Origin of the sequence: Microbacterium sp. ZXX196, from assembly GCF_009709595.1 — a bacterium.
Taxonomy (GTDB): Bacteria; Actinomycetota; Actinomycetes; order Actinomycetales; family Microbacteriaceae; genus Microbacterium; species Microbacterium excoecariae.
This window is the reverse complement of sequence record NZ_WMEE01000006.1, coordinates 45017-64532: the sequence shown is the minus strand read 5'-3', so window position 1 is coordinate 64532 and position 19516 is coordinate 45017. Positions and strand designations below refer to the sequence as shown.

Genomic DNA, 19516 nt, shown 5'->3' with positions numbered 1-19516 from the left:
CGCGGCCGGTGTGGCCGTAGGCTGGGAGCATGCTCCGTGTGCTCACGGCCGGCGAATCGCACGGCCCCGAACTCGTCGCCATTGTCGAGGGTCTCCCCTCGGGCGTTCCCGTCTCCCCGCAGGATATCCAGGACGACCTGCAGCGCCGCAAGCTCGGCTACGGCCGCGGTTCCCGCATGAAGTTCGAACAGGACGAGCTGACGATCTCGAGCGGCGTCGTCCACGGCTACACGCTGGGCAGCCCGATCGCGCTGCGCGTCGGCAACACGGAATGGCCGAAGTGGACCGAGGTCATGAGCCCGGAGCCGGTGGAGCTGAGCGATCGCTCCCGCGGCCGAGGCGCGCCGCTGACGCGTCCCCGGCCCGGTCACGCGGACCTCGTCGGAATGCAGAAGTATGCGTTCGACGAGGCGCGGCCCATCCTGGAGCGCGCGAGCGCTCGCGAGACCGCCGCGCGCGTCGCGCTCGGCGCCGTCGCCCGCAAGTTCCTCGGCGAGCTGGGCATCCGCCTCGTCAGCCACACACTGTCGATCGGGCCCGTACGCGCCCCCGAGGACGCGCCCGTTCCGACGCCGGACGACGTCGCGGCGCTCGACGCGGATCCGCTGCGCTGCCTCGACGCGGCGACGAGCGAGCGGATGGTCGCGGAGATCGACGACGCGCGCAAGGCCGGCGACACGCTCGGCGGCATCGTCGAGGTGCTCGCGTACGGGCTCCCGCCCGGGCTGGGATCGCACGTGCAGTGGGACCGCCGCCTCGACGCCAAGCTCGCGCAGGCGCTCATGAGTATCCAGGCGATCAAGGGCGTCGAGGTCGGCGACGGGTTCGAGACGACCCGGCGCCGCGGATCGGCCGCGCACGACGCGCTGTACCCCTCCGACGAGGGCGTGGCGCGCGGCAGCGACCGCGCGGGCGGCACCGAGGGCGGAATGTCCACGGGCACGGTGCTGCGGGTGCGCGCGGGGATGAAGCCCATCGCGACCGTGCCGCGCGCGCTCGACACGATCGATACGTCGTCGGGGGAAACGGCCCAGGCGCACCACCAGCGCTCGGACGTCTGCGCCGTCCCGGCGGCGGGCGTCGTCGCGGAGGCCATGGTCGCGCTCACCCTCGCGGACGTCGTCCTGGAAAAGTTCGGCGGCGACTCGGTCGCCGAGACGCGCCGCAACCTCGAGGGCTACCTCGCGGCCATTCCCGACACGCTGCGAACGGCGCCCCACTCGATCCCGCATGAGTGAACGCCCCGCCGTCGTCCTGATCGGGCCGATGGGTGCGGGCAAGTCCAGCATCGGCCGGCGCATCGCCAAACGCCTCGGCCTGCCCTTCACCGACACCGACGCCATGGTCGTGCGCGAGCACGGCCCCATCGCCGACCTGTTCGCGACGCGCGGCGAAGCCGCGTTCCGCGCGATCGAGGCCGACGCGGTCCGGCGCGCCCTCGAGGGCGGCGGCGTTGTCGCCCTCGGCGGCGGCGCCGTGCTCGCCCCCGAGACGCGCTCGGCGCTCGCCGACCACCTCGTCATCCACCTGACCGTCGATGAGAACACCGTCGCGTCGCGGATCCGCGGCGCCAAGCGGCCGCTACTGAACGCGGGCGATCCGCTCGCCGAGTGGCGCCGGATTGCGGCCGAGCGCGCCCCCGTGTACGCCGCGCTGGCGCACGTCACCTACGACACGTCCCAGGGTCCGCTCCGGGACGTCGTCGAGCGCGCCGCCGAGTGGGCCACGCCCCGCCTTCACCCGTCCGAACCGTCTCCCGAAAGCGAGCACCGCCCGTGAGCGACCGCACCGTGATCCCCGTCGCCGGAACGCCCGGTTACGACGTCGTCGTCGGCCGAGGCGGCCGCCACCAGCTGCGCGACGCGCTGCCCCCGGCCGCGCGCAAGGTCCTCATCGTGCACCAGCCCACCCTGGGCGCGATCGTGAACGATCTGCGCGAGGAGCTCCTCGCCGACGGCTCGCTCGAGGTGCTCCTCGCCGAGATCCCCGACGCGGAGTCCGCCAAGCGCGTCGAGGTCGCCGCCTTCCTCTGGCAGATCCTCGGCCAGGCCGACTTCACCCGCACGGACGCGATCGTCGGCTTCGGCGGCGGGGCGGCGACGGACCTCGCCGGCTTCGCGGCCGCGACCTGGCTCCGCGGGGTCGAGGTCGTGCAGATGCCCTCCACCGTGCTCGGCATGGTCGACGCCGCCGTCGGCGGCAAGACCGGCATCAACACCGCCGAGGGTAAGAACCTCGTGGGCGCCTTCTGGTCGCCCCGGACCGTCCTCTGCGACCTGGACCTGCTTGACCCGCTCCCGCGCAACGAGCTCGTCGCGGGGTACGCCGAGGTCGTGAAGGCGGGATTCATTCGCTTCCCCGAGGTCCTCGACATCATCGAGGCCGACCCGGAGCGCGCGGTGGATCCGTCGACCCCCGAGTTCCGCCGCACGATCGAGCTCGCCATCCAGATGAAGGCCGACGTCGTGGGGGAGGACTTCCGCGAGGCCGGCCTGCGCGAGACGCTCAACTACGGCCACACGCTCGGGCACGCCATCGAGCACGCGGAGCGGTACCAGTGGCGCCACGGCGCCGCGGTGTCGATCGGCATGATGTTCGCGGCCGAGCTGTCGCGGCTCGCGGGGCGCCTCGGCGACGACGCGGTGGAGCGCCACCGCGCGATCCTCACCTCGCTCGGGCTGCCGACGAGCTACCGCGCCGGCGCATGGAGCCAGCTGCTGGCCACGATGCAGCGCGACAAGAAGGCGCGCGCGGGCCAGCTGCGCTTCATCGTGCTCGACGAGATCGGCAAGCCCACCGTGCTGCAGGCGCCCGACCAGTCGCTGCTGTTCGCCGCATACCAGGAGATCGCCGAGGAACAGGCGCCCGGCGGCGTGATCCGAGTCGGCGCGCGATAGACTCGTGGATTGCGGCCCTCGCGGCCTCGCACACGTCAGCACAACGAAACGGAACACCCCTCCCATGGCATCGACCGCAGACATCCGCAATGGCGTCGTCCTCTCGATCGACGGACAGCTCTGGAACGTCGTGGAGTTCCAGCACGTCAAGCCCGGCAAGGGCGGGGCGTTCGTGCGCACCAAGCTGAAGAACGTCATCTCGGGCAAGGTCGTCGACAAGACGTTCAACGCGGGCGCCAAGGTGGACATCCAGAACGTCGACCGCAGCGACTACCAGTACCTGTACAACGACGGCGACAACTTCGTGTTCATGGACGTGTCGGACTACGACCAGATCAACGTCTCGGCCGCGGTCGTCGGCGACGCCTCCCGCTTCCTGCTCGAGAACATGAGCGTGACGATCGCGATGCACGACGGGCTGCCGCTGTACATCGAGATGCCCGCGTCGGTCGTGCTCGAGATCACGTACACCGAGCCGGGCCTGCAGGGCGACCGTTCGAACGCCGGCACGAAGCCCGCCACGGTCGAGACCGGCGCCGAGATCCAGGTGCCGCTGTTCGTCGGCGAGGGCACGAAGGTCAAGGTCGACACGCGCACGGGCGACTACCTCGGTCGCGTCAACGACTGAGATGAGCGCCCGCTCCAAGGCGCGCCAGCGCGCGCTCAACATGCTGTTCTCCGCGGACGTCCGCGACGAGGGCGTCGACACGATCCTCGCCGCGGAGGCGCAGCGTGCCGTGGGCGAGCCCGACCGGCAGGCGTCGTGGCTCTATGCCCGCGAGATCGTGGACGGCGTCATCGACCACCGCGACGAGATCGACGAGCAGATTGCGACGCACAGCCGCGATTGGAAGCTCGAGCGGATGCCGGCCGTCGACCGCGCCGCGCTCCGGCTGGCGACGTGGGAGCTCCTCTTCAACGACGAGGTGCCCACCGCGGTCGCCATCGACGAGGCGGTCGAGCTCGTCAAGAGCCTCTCGACGGAGGAATCCGGCGCGTTCGTGCACGGCGTGCTCGCACGCATCGCGCGCGGCAGCTGACTATACTTAAGGCCGCACCACCACACCTTTAACCCCGTCCTGTGAGGCGGAGAAGGGAGTTGGGATGAGCACGCGCACCGTGCTGCACGCATCCGACATCTCGCGCGCCCTGACGCGCATCGCCCACGAGATTCTCGAGTCGAACAGGGGCCCCGACGGCCTCGTGCTCCTCGGGATCCCGTCCCGCGGCGCCCCGCTCGCCGAACGCCTCGCGGCGCTCATCGAGCGCGTGAGCGGATCCGCCGTCCCGGTCGGCCAGCTCGACGTCACGATGTACCGCGACGACCTGGCGCAGCACCCGACGCGGTCCCCGCACCCGACCGAGATCCCGCCCGGCGGCGTCGACGGGCGCGTCGTCGTCCTCGTCGACGACGTCCTGTTCTCCGGGCGGTCCATCCGCGCGGCGCTCGACGCCCTGGGCGACATCGGTCGGCCCTCGGCCGTGCGGCTCGCGATCCTCGTCGACCGCGGGCATCGCGAACTCCCCATTCGTCCGGACTTCGTCGGGCGCAACCTCCCTTCGGCGCGCTCGGAGCGCATCAACGTGCGGCTCGAGGAGATCGACGGCGTCGATGAGGTCACGATCCGCGGCGAGGAGACCCCGTGATGCGGCACCTGCTCGATACCCGGACCCTCGACCGCGACACCGCGATCCGGATCCTCGATGTCGCCGAGGACATGGCCGCGACGCAGTCGCGCGAGGTGAAGAAGCTCCCGACGCTGCGCGGGAAGTCCGTCGTGAATCTGTTCTTCGAGGACTCGACGCGCACGCGCATCTCGTTCGAGGCGGCCGCGAAGCGCCTCTCCGCCGACGTGATCAACTTCTCGGCCAAGGGGTCGAGCGTCTCCAAGGGCGAGAGCCTGCAGGACACCGCCCAGACCCTCGAGGCGATGGGCGCGGACGCGGTCGTCGTGCGGCACGGCGCGTCGGGCGCGCCCCGCACGCTCGCGACGAGCGGATGGATCTCGGCGGGCGTCGTCAACGCCGGCGACGGTACGCACGAGCATCCGACGCAGGCGCTGCTGGACGCGTTCACCATGCGCCGCCGCCGGTACGGCGCAGGCGGCAGCCGCGGGCGCGATCTCGCGGGCTACCGGGTCGCGATCGTCGGCGACATCCTGCACTCGCGCGTCGCGCGCTCGAACGTCTGGCTCCTCGCCGCGCTCGGCGCCGAGGTCACCCTCGTCGGACCGCCCACGCTGCTCCCGCAGGACGTCAGCGCCTGGCCCGTGCGCGTCGCGTACTCCCTCGACGAGGCGATCGCTGAGGGCCACGACGCGATCATGATGCTCCGGATCCAGCTGGAGCGCATGAACGCCGCATACTTCCCGTCGGAGCGCGAGTACGCGCGCATCTGGGGCCTCGGGAGCGACCGGCTGGCCGCGCTCGGCGAGGATACGATTGTCCTGCACCCGGGGCCGATGAACCGCGGTCTCGAGATCTGCTCGGAGGCGGCCGATTCGCCGCGGGCGACGGTGCGCGAGCAGGTCACGAACGGCGTGTCCGTGCGCATGGCGGTGCTGTACCTGCTCCTGGCGGGGGAGCGCGAGGGATTCGAGACGAAGGAGAGCCGATGAGTGAGGTGCTCCTCATCCAGGGTGCCGCGATCGAGGGCGCGGATCGCGCCGACATCGTCGTGGAAGACGGCCGGATCGCCGAGGTCGGCTCGGGGCTGTCTCGCCCCGGCGCCCGCACGATCGACGCCGACGGGCTCGTGGCGATCCGCGGCCTCGTCGACCTGCACACGCACCTGCGCGAGCCGGGGTACGAGGCGAGCGAGACCATCGAGACCGGGACGCGCGCGGCGGCCGCGGGCGGGTACACGGCCGTCTTCGCGATGCCGAACACGCTTCCGGTCGCCGACACGGCGGGCGTCGTCGAGCAGGAGCTCGCGCTCGGCGAGGCGGCCGGATACGCCACGGTGCAGCCCATCGGCGCCGTCACCGTCGGGCAGAAGGGGGAGCGGCTCGCCGAGCTCGGCGCCATGGCCGCATCCCGCGCCCGTGTCCGCGTCTTCAGCGACGACGGCTTCTGCGTGTTCGACCCGCTCATCATGCGCCGCGCGCTGGAGTACGTGAAGTCCTTCGGCGGCGTCATCGCCCAGCACGCCCAGGATCCTCGCCTCACCGAGGGCGCGCAGATGAACGAGGGCGCGGTCTCCTCGGAGCTCGGCCTCGCCGGCTGGCCCGCGGTCGCCGAGGAATCGATCATCGCCCGCGATGTCCTCCTCGCGGAGCACGTCGGATCTCGGCTCCACGTTTGCCATCTCTCGACCGCCGGCAGCGTCGACATCGTGCGGTGGGCGAAGAAGCGCGGGATCAACGTCACCGCCGAGGTCACGCCCCACCACCTGCTCCTCACGGACGAGCAGGTGCGCGGCTACGACCCGCGCTTCAAGGTGAACCCCCCGCTGCGCCGCGAGGAGGACGTCCTGGCGGTCCGCGAGGGGCTCGCGGACGGCACGATCGACATCGTCGCCACCGACCACGCGCCGCACCCCGACGAGGCGAAGTCCTCCGAGTGGGCGGCCGCGGCCAACGGCATGGTCGGCCTCGAGACGGCCCTGCGTATCGTGCACGACACGATGGTCGAGGGTGGCCCGTTCGGCTGGGAGGACGTCGCGCGCGTGATGTCGTCCGCGCCCGCGCGCATCGGCGGCATCGACGACCGCCACGGCCGCGCGATCGCGCCCGGCGCGCCGGCGGAGTTCACGCTCTACGATCCCGCCGCGCGCGGGGACGTGGCCCTCGACACGTTGCGCGGGCGCAGCCGGAACTCGCCGTACCTCGGTCGCTCGCTCCCGGGATCCGTCCGGTGGACCATCCACCGCGGCCGGCCCACACTCGCCGACGGCGCTCTGGAGCCGCGCTCGTGACGCGGGAGCTCGCGCTGATCGTGATGGTCGCCGTCGCGCTCGTCGGCCTCGCCCTCATGGCGTGGGGCTGGCGACGACGAACGCGGCGCGACGCCGACATCGACGTGCCGCTCGGCGAGCCGACGGGCGAGCCCATCGGCGAGTTTGACGGGTTCTACGTCGCGACGACCCGTCACGACGCCCCGCTCGATCGCGTCACGGCGCGCCCCCTGGCCTTCCGCTCGTCCGCCGCGATCACGGTCACGCGCGACGGGCTCGGCCTCGGGCTTCCGGGCGAGCGCCCCGTCTTCCTCCCGGCCGCGTCCCTCACCGGCGCGGGCCGGGCGACCTGGACGATCGACCGCGTCGTCGAACGCGACGGGCTCGTGCTCGTCGCCTGGGCGTCCGGGTCCCAGATCTTCGATACCTACCTCCGCCTGCAGGACTCCGACCCGGCCGCGCTCGTCGCGGCGATCGAGAGCATCCGCGCAGCCGAAACCCCCACAGGAGCCACCCGATGACTTCCACCGTCGACATCTCGTCCCTGCTCGACCGGGACCGGGCCGTTCTCGTGCTCGAGGACGGCGCCCGCTACGAGGGATACGCCTACGGCGCCCGCGGCACGACCCTCGGCGAGGTCGTGTTCTCGACCGGCATGACCGGTTACCAGGAGACCCTCACCGACCCGTCCTACGCCGGCCAGATCGTGCTGCAGACCGCGCCGCACATCGGCAACACCGGCGTTAACGACGAGGACCCGGAGTCCCGCCGCATCTGGGTCGCCGGTTACATCGTCCGCGACCCGTCCCGCGTCGTCTCGAACTGGCGCGCCGACGAGTCCCTCGAGGACGCGCTGCGCCGCGACGGCATCGTCGGGATCTCCGGCATCGACACCCGCGCGATCACGCGGCGGATCCGCTCGCTCGGTTCGATGCGCGGCGGCGTGTTCTCGGGCGACGCCGCCGAGCTGGACGCCGCGGAACAACTCCGCATCGTGCGCGAGGCGCCCGAGATGACGGGACGCAACCTGTCCGAAGAGGTCTCGTTGGCCGAGCCGCAGGTCACGCCCGCCGTGGGCGAGCGCCTGGGCAACCTCGCCGTGATCGACCTCGGCATCAAGCAGGCGACGGTCCAGAACCTCGCGCGTCGCGGGTTCGAGGTGCACGTCCTGCCGCAGTCGACCACGCCGGAACAGCTCCGCGCGATCGATCCCGTCGCCGTGTTCTACTCCAACGGCCCCGGCGACCCGGCCGCGAGCGACAAGCACGTCGAGCTCCTGCAGGGCGTGCTGCGCGACGGCCTGCCGTTCTTCGGCATCTGCTTCGGCAATCAGCTCCTCGGCCGCGCTCTCGGGCTCGGCACCTACAAGCTCCCCTTCGGGCACCGCGGGATCAACCAGCCGGTGCTCGACCGGGCCACGGGGCGCGTGGAGATCACCTCGCAGAACCACGGGTTCGCCGTCGACGCGCCGCGCGAGGGCGTCTTCGACAGCCCGGCCGGCTTCGGCCGCGTCGAGGTGAGCCACATCGGCCTCAACGACGACGTCGTCGAGGGGCTGCGCGCCCTCGACATCCCCGCCTTCTCGGTGCAGTACCACCCCGAGGCAGCGGGAGGGCCCCACGACGCCAACTACCTGTTCGACCGTTTCCGGGACCTCGTCATCGAGTCCCTCAGCAAGAAGGGCGCTCATGCCTAAGCGCGACGACATCTCCTCCGTCCTCGTCATCGGATCCGGTCCGATCGTCATCGGCCAGGCGTGCGAGTTCGACTACTCGGGAACGCAGGCCTGCCGCGTCTTGCGCGAGGAGGGCGTCCGCGTCATCCTCGTCAACTCGAACCCCGCGACGATCATGACCGACCCCGACTTCGCGGACGCCACGTACATCGAGCCCATCACCCCCGAGGTGATCGAGACGATCATCGCGAAGGAGCGCCCCGACGCCATCCTCCCGACGCTCGGCGGCCAGACGGCGCTCAACGCCGCGATGTCACTGAACGAGCTCGGCATCCTCGACAAGTACGACGTCGAGCTGATCGGCGCGAACGTCGACGCGATCCGCAAGGGCGAGGACCGGCAGGTCTTCAAGGAGCTCGTCGTCGAGTGCGGCGCCGACGTCGCCCAGAGCCGCATCGCCCACACGATGGACGAGGTCATGGCCGCGGCGGACGAGCTCGGCTACCCCATGGTCGTGCGCCCCTCCTTCACGATGGGTGGGCTCGGATCCGGCTTCGCCTACAACGAGGAGCAGCTGCGCCGCATGGCCGGCCAGGGCCTCCGTGAGTCGACGACCACAGAGGTCCTGCTCGAGGAGTCCATCCTCGGGTGGAAGGAGTACGAGCTCGAGCTCATGCGTGACACGGCCGACAACACGGTCGTCGTCTGCTCGATCGAGAACGTCGACCCCGTCGGCGTCCACACGGGCGACTCCATCACGGTGGCGCCCTCGCTGACCCTCACGGACCGCGAGTACCAGAAGATGCGCGACATCGGCATCGACATCATCCGTGCCGTCGGCGTCGACACGGGCGGGTGCAACATCCAGTTCGCGGTGAACCCGGACACCGGCCGGATCATCGTCATCGAGATGAACCCGCGCGTCTCGCGCTCGTCCGCGCTCGCGTCGAAGGCCACGGGCTTCCCGATCGCGAAGCTCGCGGCGAAGCTCGCGCTGGGCTACCGACTCGACGAGGTGCCGAACGACATCACCCGCGTCACGCCCGCCTCCTTCGAGCCGACGCTCGACTACGTCGTCGTCAAGGTGCCGCGGTTCGCGTTCGAGAAGTTCCCGGCCGCCGACCCGACGCTCACGACGACCATGAAGTCGGTCGGCGAGGCCATGGCGATCGGCCGCAACTACACGACCGCGCTGCAGAAGGCGTTGCGCTCGACCGAGCGCCGCGGATCCAGCTTCCACTGGGGAGACGAGACGCGCACGGTCGCGGAGTTGCTGGAGTCGATCGTCGTGCCGACCGACGGCCGCATCGTCGACGTGCAGCAGGCGCTGCGCCTCGGCGCGACCGCGGAGCAGGTCTTCGACGCCACGAAGATCGACCCCTGGTTCCTCGACCAGATCGTGTTGATCAACGACGTCGCGGCCGCGATCGCCCAGGCGGGCGCGCTTGACGAGCGCGCGATCCGCCTCGCGAAGGAGCACGGCTTCTCGGACGCGCAGATCGCCGAGCTGCGGGGCCTCACGGAGGAGGACGTGCGCCAGACGCGCTACGACCTCGACCTGCGCCCCGTGTTCAAGACGGTCGACACGTGCGCGGGCGAGTTCCCGGCCCTCACGCCGTACCACTACTCGTCCTACGACGCGGAGACCGAGGTCACGCCGTCGGACCGCCGCAAGGTGGTCATCATCGGATCCGGCCCCAACCGCATCGGGCAGGGCGTCGAGTTCGACTACTCGTGCGTGCACGCCTCGTTCGCCCTGAGCGACGCGGGCTTCGAGACGATCATGGTCAACTGCAACCCGGAGACCGTCTCGACGGACTACGACACGTCGGACCGCCTGTACTTCGAGCCGCTGACCCTCGAGGACGTCCTCGAGGTCCTCCACGCCGAGTCGCAGTCGGGAGAGCTCTTCGGCGTCGTATGCCAGCTGGGCGGACAGACCCCGCTCGGCCTCGCGCAGGGGATCCAGGACGCCGGCTATCGGGTGCTCGGCACGAGCCCCGCGGCGATCGATCTGGCGGAGGACCGCAAGCTCTTCGGCGAGATCCTCGAGCGCGGCCAGCTCGTCGCGCCGCGCAACGGCACCGCGACGAGCGAGGAGGAGGCGGTCGCGATCGCCGAGGACATCGGGTACCCCGTCCTCGTGCGCCCGTCCTTCGTGCTCGGCGGCCGCGGCATGGAGATCGTCTACGACACCCCGAGCCTCCGCGATTACTTCGCGCGGATCGCGGGCGACGCGATCATCCGCGCGGACGCCCCCCTCCTCGTCGACCGGTTCCTGGACGACGCCGTCGAGATCGACGTCGACGCGCTCTACGACGGCGAGGACCTGTACGTCGGCGGCGTGATGGAGCACCTCGAGGAGGCCGGCATCCACTCGGGCGACTCGTCGTGCGCGCTGCCGCCGATGTCGCTCGGGCGCAGCGAGATCGACCGGGTCGTCGCGGCCACGCGCGCGATCGCCGAGGGCGTGGGCGTGCGCGGCCTCCTCAACGTGCAGTTCGCGATCAGCGCGGGCGTCCTCCACGTCATCGAGGCGAACCCGCGCGCGAGCCGGACCGTCCCGTTCGTGTCGAAGGCGCTGGGCATTCAGCTGGCGAAGGCGGCGAGCCGCGTCATGGCGGGCTCGACGATCGCCGAGCTGCGCGCCGAGGGGCTCCTGCCGGAGCTCGACGGATCCCGCGTGCCGCTCGATTCCCCCGTCTCCGTCAAGGAGGCCGTCCTGCCGTTCAAGCGCTTCCGCACCGAGACGGGCGAGATCGTCGACTCCGTGCTCGGCCCGGAGATGCGCTCGACCGGCGAGGTCATGGGCATCGACCGGGACTTCCCGACGGCGTTCGCCAAGAGCCAGGCGGCCGCGTACGGCGGCATTCCCACGGCGGGGACCGTGTTCATCTCGGTTGCCGACAGCGACAAGCGCGACGTGATCCTGCCGGCGCACCGCCTGCAGGAGCTCGGCTTCACGCTGCTCGCGACGTCCGGGACCGCCGAGATCCTCGCGCGCAACGGCATCGCGGTCACGGTCGTCGGCAAGTACTCGGCGACGCAGGCCACCGGCGAGGAGAACATCGTCGACCTCATCACCCGCGGCGAGGTCGACATCATCGTGAACACCCCGAGCGGCATGTCGGCGCGCGCCGACGGCTACGAGATCCGGGCGGCCGCGGTCGGCGCGGACAAGGCCCTCTTCACGACGATCGCGACGCTCGGCGCGGCGGTCGCGGCCATGGGCACCATGGGATCCGGCTTCGACGTGAAGAGCCTGCAGGAGTTCCAGGCGGAGCGGGCCGCGTGACGGTGCCCTTCGGAGAGCGGGTGCGCGCCGGCCTGGACCGGCGCGGCCCGCTCTGCGTGGGCATCGATCCGCACCCCGGCCTCCTCGCGGAATGGGGCCTGGCGCACAGCGCTGCGGGAGTCCGGGAGTTCGGGTTGCGCGTGGTCGCGGCCGCCGCGGGGCGCGTCGCGGTCGTGAAGCCGCAGGTGTCGTTCTTCGAGCGCTGGGGGTCCGACGGCCTCCGCGCGCTCGAGGACGTGTCGCGCGAGGCGCGCGCGGCCGGCCTCCTCGTGATCGCGGACGCCAAGCGCGGCGACATCGGCTCCACGATGGACGCCTACGCCCAGGCCTGGCTCACGCCCGGCGCGGCGCTCGAGGCGGACGCGCTCACCGTGAGCCCGTACCTCGGGGTCGGATCGCTCGCGGGGACGATCGAGCGCGCGTACGACGCGGGCAAGGGCGTCTTCGTCCTGGCCGCCACGAGCAACCCGGAATCGCGGGGTCTGCAGTCCTCCGTCGATCCTCGGGGCCGGACCGTGTCGCAGCGCGTGATCGACGAGGTCTCGGAGCTCAACGCGCGGTACGTGGAGGGCGGCCAGTGGGCGAGCGCCGGATTCGTCGTCGGCGCGACCGTGGACTGGGACGCGGCGGGGATCGCCCCGGCGGCGCCTCCGGCCCCTCTCCTCGCGCCCGGCTTCGGGCATCAGGGCGCGCGCCCCGATCAGCTCGGCGCGATCTTCGGGGAGGCGGCGCCGACCGTCCTCGTGAGCGAGAGCCGGAGCATTCTCTCGGCCGGACCTGTGATGATCGACAGCGTGATCGAAGAGCACGCCGACGCGGCACGAGCCGCCAGGACCAGCGAGAGCAGGAGCGTCCGGGAGCGTGATGGCCATGAGTGAGGCGCCGCGCCCGCCGGAGGTCGACCGACTCGCCGCGTCCCGCAAGGCCGTCGAGGCCCGCCGGGCGCGCGCCGGGCTCAAGCGCGACATCGCGATGCGCGTTGTGACGCCGCAGAGCGTGCTGCGGCGCGCCACGGCGGATCCGCGGTCCGCGGCCGGCACCCTGCGCGTTCCCGAGTTCCTCACCGCGATCCCCGCGATCGGCGCGGGCAAGCGCGACCGAATCCTCGCCGATCTCGGAATCTCGCCCGTCAAGCGGCTCGGCGGCCTGGGCGGTCGACAGCGCGACGCGCTGCGGGGGTGGCTGGATCTGCGCTGGCCCGAGCCCGAGCCGCGCCCGGCGCGCTCCAGCCTCGTCGTCCTCGCCGGCCCGACCGCGGTCGGGAAGGGAACGGTGGCCGCGTACATCCGCGAGCATCACCCCGACGTCATGCTGTCCGTCTCGGCCACCACGCGCCAGCCGCGCCCGGGCGAGGTCGACGGAAAACACTATTTCTTCGTCGACGACGCGGAGTTCGACCGCATGGTCGCGGAGGGCGAGCTCCTCGAGTGGGCGACGGTCCACGGCACGCATCGTTACGGCACGCCGCGCGGTCCCATCGACCGCGCCGTCGCGGCCGGGCGGCCCGTCCTTCTCGAGATCGACATGCAGGGCGCCTTCCAGGTTCGGCGCAGCGAACCGCGGGCGTCGCTGGTGTTCCTGCTGCCGCCGAGCTGGGACGAGCTGGTCAGCCGGCTCGTTGGGCGCGGCACCGAGGACGAGGACGAGCGGGCCCGCCGGCTCCGCACGGCACGCGACGAGCTGGCCGCGCAGGGGGAGTTCGACTTCCGTGTCGTCAACGAGGATGTGCCGACCGCGGCCCAGCAGGTCGTAGACTTGATGCAGGCGTCCGCGCGCTGAGGCTTTCTCGCGCGCTCATTCACAAGGAGTTTCCATGGCCACGGAGAACAAGGGCATCATCGATCCGCCGATCGACGAGCTGCTGGACCGCGTCGACTCGAAGTACCAGCTCGTGATCTACGGCTCGAAGCGGGCCCGCCAGATCAACGACTACTACACGGACCTGCAGGAGGGCTCGCTCTTCGACAACGTCGGTCCGCTCGTCGACTCGGCCGTCGAGGACAAGCCGCTGTCGATCGCGCTTCGCGAGATCCACCAGGACAAGCTGCGCCTGCGCCCCGCGGGGGAGTGACCCCGCCCCGCACCGTCGTGTGAGGACCCCCGCCATCGCGATGTCGGGGGTCCTCGTCATGATGGTTCTCCCGCCGTTTTTCCCACCAACCTCGAGGTCATCCCATGAGCCTTCGCCTGTTCACGTCTGAGTCGGTCACCGAGGGGCACCCCGACAAGATCTGCGACCAGATCAGCGACAGCGTGCTCGACGCCCTGCTCGCGCAGGATCCCGGCGCCCGCGTCGCCGTCGAGACGCTCGTCACCACGGGTCTCGTCCACGTGGCCGGCGAGATCCGCACCGACGGGTACGCCGATATCGCCTCGATCGTGCGCGGCGTCATCCGCGACATCGGGTACACCTCGAGCGACATGGGCTTCGACGCCGACTCGTGCGGCGTCACGGTCTCCGTGGGCGAACAATCCCGCGAGATCGGCGAGGGCGTGACCACGAGCGAGGAGCACCGCTCCGGCGACGGGGCGGATCCGATCGAGCAGCAGGGCGCGGGCGACCAGGGCATCATGTTCGGGTACGCGACGAACGAGACGCCGGAGCTCATGCCGACGGCGATCTGGACGGCCCACCGCATGGCCGAGCGGCTGACCAAGGTGCGCAAGTCGGGAGAGCTCGCGTTCCTCCGGCCGGACGGCAAGACGCAGGTCACGCTCGGCTACGACGGCCAGGTCCCCCGGACGGTGGAGGCCGTGGTCCTGTCGACGCAGCACAGCCCGGACATCTCGCAGGCCGACCTGGCGGAGGCCGTCGAGCGGCTCGTCGTGCGCCCGGTGCTCGAGTCGACGGGCCTGGATGCCTCGGGCGCGGCGCTCCACATCAACCCCTCGGGCAGCTTCGAGCTCGGGGGTCCCAAGGCGGATGCGGGCCTCACGGGGCGCAAGATCATCATCGACACGTACGGCGGCGCCGCCCGCCACGGCGGGGGCGCGTTCAGCGGCAAGGACCCCTCGAAGGTCGACCGCTCGGCGGCCTACGCGATGCGCTGGGTGGCGAAGAACGCGGTCGCGGCGGGGCTCGCCGAGCGGCTGGAGGTGCAGGTCGCCTACGCCATCGGCCGGGCGAATCCCGTCGGCCTGTACGTCGAGACCTTCGGCACGGGCGTCGTGAGCGACGCGGTCATCACCGACGCCATCCGCGAGGTATTCGACCTGCGCCCGGGCGCCATCGTGCGCGACCTCGACCTCCTGCGCCCGATCTACGCCCGCACCGCCGCGTACGGCCACTTCGGCCGCGAGCTGCCCGAGTTCACCTGGGAGCGCACCGACCGCGCGGACGATCTGCGAGCCGCCGCGGGCCTGTGACGGGCGCCGTGGGCGGCGCAGAGCGGGCCATCGCCCGCGTCATCGTCGACACGCCGTTGCCGCAGCTGGACCGGCTCTTCGACTATGAGATTCCGGGCGAGCTGTCGGAGCGCGTCCGCGTGGGCGTGCGCGTCAAGGTCTCGCTGCGCTCCGCGGGGCGGATCCTCGAGGCGTTCGTCGTCGAGCGCGCCGTCGAGACTGACGCGGATCGTCGCCTCGCGCCCATCGAGGAGGTCGTGTCTGATGCCGTGGTCCTCCCGCCCGGTCTCTATCGCCTCGCCCGCGCCGTCGCGGACCGCGCGGCGGGGTCCGCGATCGACGTCCTCCGCCTCGCGATCCCGCGCCGCATGGTGCGCGCGGAGAAGACGTGGCTCGCGGCCCCGCACGACGACGCGGCCGCCGTCGGCGCCGCCGAACTCAACGCCGCGCGCGCGGAGCTCGCCGCCTATCCGGGCCTCGCCGAGGCGCTCGCGGACGGCGCACGCGTCGCCATCGACGCGCCGCCGGGCGTCCGCGACGGCCTGCCGCGCTGGACGCACGTGTGGGCCGCCGCGGCGGTCGACGCGCTCGCGCGCGGGCGATCCGCGATCCTCGCCGTGCCGGACTATCGCGCGCGCGCTCTTCTCGACCGCCGGGTCCGTGAGGTCCTCCCCGCCGGCGCCATCGTGACGCAGGACGCGGGGCGCCCCGGGCCCGAGCGGTACGCGGGGTACCTGCGCACCCTCGAGGAGTCGCCCGTCGTGGTGATTGGCAATCGATCCGCCGTCTACGCGCCGGCGACGAACCTCGGCGTCGTCGCCCTCTTCGACGACGGAGACCCCTCGTTCGAGGAGCCTCTCGCGCCGTACGTGCACGCGCGGGACGCGGCGCTCGTGCGTCAGGGCCTCGACGACACGGCGCTCCTGATCGGCGGCCACACGCGCACGTCCGACACGGAGCGGCTCGTCGAGATCGGGTTCGTCCGGGAGATCGCGCCCGCGCGGCGCGAGTCGCCGCGCGCCGTGCTCGCGCCGCCGCAGGACACCCCGCACACGGGGCGGATCCCGTCCGCCGCCTTCCGCGCCGCGCGGGAGGGGCTCGAGCGGGGACCCGTTCTCGTCCAGGTGGCCCGCCCCGGGTACGCGCCCTCCCTCGTGTGCGCGGACTGTCGGTCTCCGGCGCGCTGCGTCCCGTGCGGAGGCCCGCTGTACGCGCCCGCGCGCGGCGCGACCCCGACCTGCCGCTGGTGCGGCCGCGGCGCGCACGGGTGGGTGTGCGCGCAGTGCGACTCGACGCGCGTTCGCCTCTCCTCGTCGGGATCCGAGCGCACGGCGGACGAGCTCGGGCGCGCGTTTCCCGGGGTGCGCGTCGTCGTCGCCGACGGCGCGCACCCCGTCGCCGAAGTCGACGACGCGCCGGCGCTCGTCGTCGCGACCCGCGGCGCCGAGCCGATCCCGCGATCCGGCTACCGCGCCGTCCTGCTGCTCGACGGCGACCGGATGCTCCAGGCTCCGGATCTCCGGATCGGAGAGAGCTGCCTCAGGTGGTGGTCGAACGCGGCCGCCCTCGCCGCGCCGGAGGCGCCCGTGCATCTCGTCGGCGTGACGGGCCCCGCGGCGCGCGCGCTCGCGACGTGGAGCCAGCCCGCCCACGCACGGGCGGAGCTTGTCGAGCGCGCGCCGCTGGCGATGCCGCCGGCCGCGCGCGTCGCCCGCCTCGAGGGCCTGCCCGACCGCGTCGACGACGCGCTGGCGTCTCTCCGACAGGAGGTCCCCGAGCTCGCGAGCGACGCCGTTTTGGGTCCTGTGCCCGCCCCGCAGGCGCCCGAGCGGCGCATCGCGCTCGTGCGCTTTCCCTACTCCCTCGGCACCACCGTCGCGGCCACCCTCCGCGCCGCCGTCGTGCAGGCCGCCATGGCTCAGCGCGCCCGCGCGCGCCGCCGCGAGCCCGGCGCACCAAAGCCCCGCACCCCGACGAATACACTCGCGGTGCGGTTCGACATCCCCGATCCCGAGCTGTGATCCGTTCCGGAAGGACCCCGACATGAGCCCGACCCCCGACCCGTTGCGCATCGTCTTTGCGGGCACGCCCGGCGTGGCGGTCCCGACGCTGAACGCGCTCAGCGCATCGGACCACGCGATCGTGGCCGCCGTGACGCGACCGGCCGCGCCGCAGGGCCGGCGCCGCGTGCTGACGCCGTCCCCGGTCGCGGAGGCCGCCGCCGGGCTCGGCATCGACGTCATCGAGGCGGCGCGCCTCGGCGACGACGAGACGGCGCGGATCGCCCGGCTCGAGCCCGACCTCGGCGTCATCGTGGCCTACGGCGGCCTCGTGCGCGCGCCGCTGCTCGCCGTCCCGCGCTACGGCTGGATCAACCTTCACTTCTCCGACCTCCCGCGCTGGCGCGGCGCCGCCCCCGTGCAGCACGCCCTCATCGCCGGCGACGACGTCACGGGAGCGACGGTGTTCCGCCTCGTGGAGGCGCTCGACGCCGGGGACGTCCTCGCGACGACCCCGTACGAGCTCGCCGGCGGCGCGACGGCGGGGGAGGTGCTCGCCGCCCTCGCCGAGGTCGGGGCCGACCTCGTCCGCGCCACCGTCGACGACATCGCAGGCGGGCGGGCGGTCGCGACCCCGCAGGCGGGGGCGCCGACCCTCGCCCCAAAGCTCACCCTCGCGGATGGGGCGCTCGATTTTCGCGAGCCGGCGAAGCGCGTGTTCGCGCGGTATCGGGGGGTCACGCCCGAACCGGGGGCGCACACGACCCACGACGGCGCGCGCCTGAAGGTCCATCGCCTCGCCACGACGTCGGATCGCGGCGCGCTCGCCCCCGGCGAACTCGCGCCGCACCCGGACGGCGTTCTCGTCGGGACCGCGACGGATCCGCTGCTGCTCGAGCGCGTGCAGCCCGCTGGAAAGCCGCAGATGGCCGCCGCGGACTGGTTCCGCGGCCTGCGCGGCGCCGCGAGGCTCGGCGCATGAGCGGCCGCGAGCGCGCGCCCCGCTCGCGGCGTGGCCCGGACCGGCGCCCGCAGCCCGTCCAGCCCGCGCGCGACGTCGCCTATCGGGTCCTGCGCGCGGTCGACGAGGACGACGCGTACGCCAACCTCCTCCTCCCGCGCGAGATCGAGCGCGCCGGGCTCGGCCCGGCCGACGCCGGCCTCTCCACCGAGCTCACGTATGGCACCCTGCGCGGGCTCGGCACGTACGACGCGGTCGTCCGCATCGCCGCGGAGCGCGCCCCGGAGACGATCGACCCGGCGGTCCTGGACGCCATCCGCCTGGGGGTGCACCAGCTCCTCGCGACCCGCGTTCCGAGTCACGCCGCCGTCAACGAGTCGGTCTCGCTCGCGGAGAGGGCCGCGGGCCGCGGCGCGGCGGGATTCGCGAACGCCGTCCTCCGCCGCGTGTCCCGGGAGGGGGCGGACGCCTGGAGCGAGCGCCTCGCGCAGGACGCGCGCAGCGACGACGAGGCGTTGGCGGCGACCTCCTCGCACCCCGTGTGGGTCATCCGCGCGTTCCGGCGCGCGCTGCAGGCGGAGGGCCGGGCGCACGAGCTCGCCGCACTCCTGGAGGCGGATAACTCCGCGCCGCGCGTGACGATGGCGGCCCTTCCCGGGCTCGCGGATCCGCCCGAGCCGCGGACGCCCTATTCGCCGGTCGGGTTCCGCCCGGGCGTGGGGGACCCGGAGCCGATCGTGGCCGGATCCCGCGGGGCGATGCGCGTGCAGGACGAGGGATCCCAGCTCGTCGCGCTGGCGCTCAGCCGCCTGGCGTCCTCGGGTTCGGCACAGGGCGAGGCATGGCTCGACCTGTGCGCGGGCCCCGGGGGCAAGACCGCCCTTCTCGCCGCCGAGGCGCGGGCGGCCGGCGCGCGCCTCGAGGCGAACGAGGTGGTGCCCGCGCGCGCGGGCCTCGTGCGGCGCGCCCTGGCGGCGATCCTGGACCCCATCGAGGTGCACGAGCGGGACGGCAGGGACCTGACGGCGGCGCGCCCCGGCGCGTTCGACCGGATCCTCGTCGACGCCCCGTGCACGGGTCTCGGGGCGCTCCGACGGCGCCCCGAGGCGCGCTGGCGCAAGCGTCCCGAGGATGTCGCGGAGCTCACCCCGTTGCAGGCCGACCTCCTCGACGGGGCGATCGGCGCGACGCGCGCGGGCGGGACCGTCGCGTACGTGACCTGTTCCCCGCACCTCGCCGAGACGGTCGGCGTCGTGCGGGAGGTGCTCGAGCGGCGCGGCGACGCGGTCGAGCTCCTCGACGCTACGGCCGCGCTGCAGGCGGTCTCGCGGCGGGAGCTCGACCTCCCGGCCCGGTCGGACGGGCTCACCGTCGCGCAGCTCTGGCCCCACCGTCACGGCACCGACGCGATGTTCCTCGCGCTCTACCGCGTGCGGGGCTGAGCACCC

18 protein-coding genes are annotated in these 19516 nt (G+C 72.7%); all 18 read left to right on the top strand.

The window, feature by feature from the left end:
* The first annotated feature begins 29 nt into the window (after positions 1–29).
* The 18 genes from aroC (at position 30) to GJQ66_RS07270 (ending at position 19510) form a co-directional block, all read left to right on the top strand.
* Entirely contained in the window at positions 30–1238 is a 1209-nt protein-coding gene (gene aroC / locus GJQ66_RS07355) for a chorismate synthase (RefSeq protein WP_155048697.1), read from the top strand.
* Positions 1231–1779, top strand: coding sequence for a shikimate kinase (locus GJQ66_RS07350; protein ID WP_155048696.1), 549 nt, complete (start codon positions 1231–1233; stop codon positions 1777–1779). Before aroC ends, GJQ66_RS07350 begins: the two co-directional genes overlap by 8 nt.
* Positions 1776–2897 (top strand): 3-dehydroquinate synthase, encoded by a 1122-nt coding sequence (gene aroB / locus GJQ66_RS07345; protein ID WP_368732775.1) that lies wholly within the window; start codon positions 1776–1778, stop codon positions 2895–2897. Before GJQ66_RS07350 ends, aroB begins: the two co-directional genes overlap by 4 nt.
* Before the next feature lie 64 nt (positions 2898–2961).
* Positions 2962–3525 (top strand): elongation factor P, encoded by a 564-nt coding sequence (gene efp / locus GJQ66_RS07340; RefSeq protein ID WP_155048695.1) that lies wholly within the window; start codon positions 2962–2964, stop codon positions 3523–3525.
* A gap of 1 nt (position 3526) precedes the next feature.
* On the top strand, positions 3527–3937 hold the full coding sequence (nusB, locus tag GJQ66_RS07335; RefSeq protein WP_155048694.1) for a transcription antitermination factor NusB: 411 nt from the start codon (positions 3527–3529) through the stop codon (positions 3935–3937).
* 64 nt (positions 3938–4001) lie between these two features.
* A complete protein-coding gene (pyrR, locus tag GJQ66_RS07330) occupies positions 4002–4544 on the top strand; it encodes a bifunctional pyr operon transcriptional regulator/uracil phosphoribosyltransferase PyrR (RefSeq protein ID WP_155048693.1) in 543 nt (180 codons plus the stop codon).
* Positions 4544–5515: an aspartate carbamoyltransferase catalytic subunit gene (locus GJQ66_RS07325; protein ID WP_155048765.1), complete on the top strand. Its 972-nt coding sequence runs from the start codon at positions 4544–4546 to the stop codon at positions 5513–5515. Before pyrR ends, GJQ66_RS07325 begins: the two co-directional genes overlap by 1 nt.
* A complete protein-coding gene (locus GJQ66_RS07320) occupies positions 5512–6813 on the top strand; it encodes a dihydroorotase (RefSeq protein ID WP_155048692.1) in 1302 nt (433 codons plus the stop codon). The genes GJQ66_RS07325 and GJQ66_RS07320 overlap by 4 nt, the downstream gene beginning before the upstream one ends.
* Positions 6810–7313, top strand: a complete 504-nt coding sequence (locus GJQ66_RS07315) for a hypothetical protein (RefSeq protein ID WP_155048691.1) — start codon at positions 6810–6812, stop codon at positions 7311–7313. Before GJQ66_RS07320 ends, GJQ66_RS07315 begins: the two co-directional genes overlap by 4 nt.
* Entirely contained in the window at positions 7310–8488 is a 1179-nt protein-coding gene (carA, locus tag GJQ66_RS07310; protein WP_155048690.1) for a glutamine-hydrolyzing carbamoyl-phosphate synthase small subunit, read from the top strand. Before GJQ66_RS07315 ends, carA begins: the two co-directional genes overlap by 4 nt.
* Positions 8481–11762, top strand: a complete 3282-nt coding sequence (gene carB / locus GJQ66_RS07305) for a carbamoyl-phosphate synthase large subunit (protein ID WP_155048689.1) — start codon at positions 8481–8483, stop codon at positions 11760–11762. Before carA ends, carB begins: the two co-directional genes overlap by 8 nt.
* Entirely contained in the window at positions 11759–12640 is an 882-nt protein-coding gene (gene pyrF, locus GJQ66_RS07300; protein WP_368732774.1) for an orotidine-5'-phosphate decarboxylase, read from the top strand. The genes carB and pyrF overlap by 4 nt, the downstream gene beginning before the upstream one ends.
* Entirely contained in the window at positions 12633–13541 is a 909-nt protein-coding gene (gene gmk, locus GJQ66_RS07295) for a guanylate kinase (protein ID WP_155048688.1), read from the top strand. The genes pyrF and gmk overlap by 8 nt, the downstream gene beginning before the upstream one ends.
* Positions 13542–13575: 34 nt before the next feature.
* Complete coding sequence (gene rpoZ / locus GJQ66_RS07290; protein WP_155048687.1) at positions 13576–13833, top strand: DNA-directed RNA polymerase subunit omega; 258 nt, start codon at positions 13576–13578, stop codon at positions 13831–13833.
* Positions 13834–13937: 104 nt separating this feature from the next.
* The gene (gene metK / locus GJQ66_RS07285; protein ID WP_155048686.1) at positions 13938–15128 is read left to right on the top strand and encodes a methionine adenosyltransferase; all 1191 of its coding nucleotides are present in this window, start codon (positions 13938–13940) and stop codon (positions 15126–15128) included.
* Between the two features lie 8 nt (positions 15129–15136).
* Positions 15137–17128: a primosomal protein N' gene (locus GJQ66_RS07280; RefSeq protein WP_368732773.1), complete on the top strand. Its 1992-nt coding sequence runs from the start codon at positions 15137–15139 to the stop codon at positions 17126–17128.
* Positions 17129–17171: 43 nt separating this feature from the next.
* Positions 17172–18089, top strand: coding sequence for a methionyl-tRNA formyltransferase (gene fmt, locus GJQ66_RS07275; RefSeq protein ID WP_155048762.1), 918 nt, complete (start codon positions 17172–17174; stop codon positions 18087–18089).
* Positions 18086–19510, top strand: coding sequence for an RsmB/NOP family class I SAM-dependent RNA methyltransferase (locus GJQ66_RS07270; protein ID WP_155048685.1), 1425 nt, complete (start codon positions 18086–18088; stop codon positions 19508–19510). Before fmt ends, GJQ66_RS07270 begins: the two co-directional genes overlap by 4 nt.
* Positions 19511–19516: the final 6 nt, after the last annotated feature.

Coding starts and splice junctions, on each gene's coding strand:
- aroC (WP_155048697.1), top strand. CDS start 30: ATGCTCCGTGTGCTCACGGCCGGCGAATCGCACGGCCCCGAACTCGTC.
- GJQ66_RS07350 (WP_155048696.1), top strand. CDS start 1,231: ATGAGTGAACGCCCCGCCGTCGTCCTGATCGGGCCGATGGGTGCGGGC.
- efp (WP_155048695.1), top strand. CDS start 2,962: ATGGCATCGACCGCAGACATCCGCAATGGCGTCGTCCTCTCGATCGAC.
- nusB (WP_155048694.1), top strand. CDS start 3,527: ATGAGCGCCCGCTCCAAGGCGCGCCAGCGCGCGCTCAACATGCTGTTC.
- pyrR (WP_155048693.1), top strand. CDS start 4,002: ATGAGCACGCGCACCGTGCTGCACGCATCCGACATCTCGCGCGCCCTG.
- GJQ66_RS07325 (WP_155048765.1), top strand. CDS start 4,544: ATGCGGCACCTGCTCGATACCCGGACCCTCGACCGCGACACCGCGATC.
- GJQ66_RS07320 (WP_155048692.1), top strand. CDS start 5,512: ATGAGTGAGGTGCTCCTCATCCAGGGTGCCGCGATCGAGGGCGCGGAT.
- carA (WP_155048690.1), top strand. CDS start 7,310: ATGACTTCCACCGTCGACATCTCGTCCCTGCTCGACCGGGACCGGGCC.
- carB (WP_155048689.1), top strand. CDS start 8,481: ATGCCTAAGCGCGACGACATCTCCTCCGTCCTCGTCATCGGATCCGGT.
- gmk (WP_155048688.1), top strand. CDS start 12,633: ATGAGTGAGGCGCCGCGCCCGCCGGAGGTCGACCGACTCGCCGCGTCC.
- rpoZ (WP_155048687.1), top strand. CDS start 13,576: ATGGCCACGGAGAACAAGGGCATCATCGATCCGCCGATCGACGAGCTG.
- metK (WP_155048686.1), top strand. CDS start 13,938: ATGAGCCTTCGCCTGTTCACGTCTGAGTCGGTCACCGAGGGGCACCCC.
- GJQ66_RS07270 (WP_155048685.1), top strand. CDS start 18,086: ATGAGCGGCCGCGAGCGCGCGCCCCGCTCGCGGCGTGGCCCGGACCGG.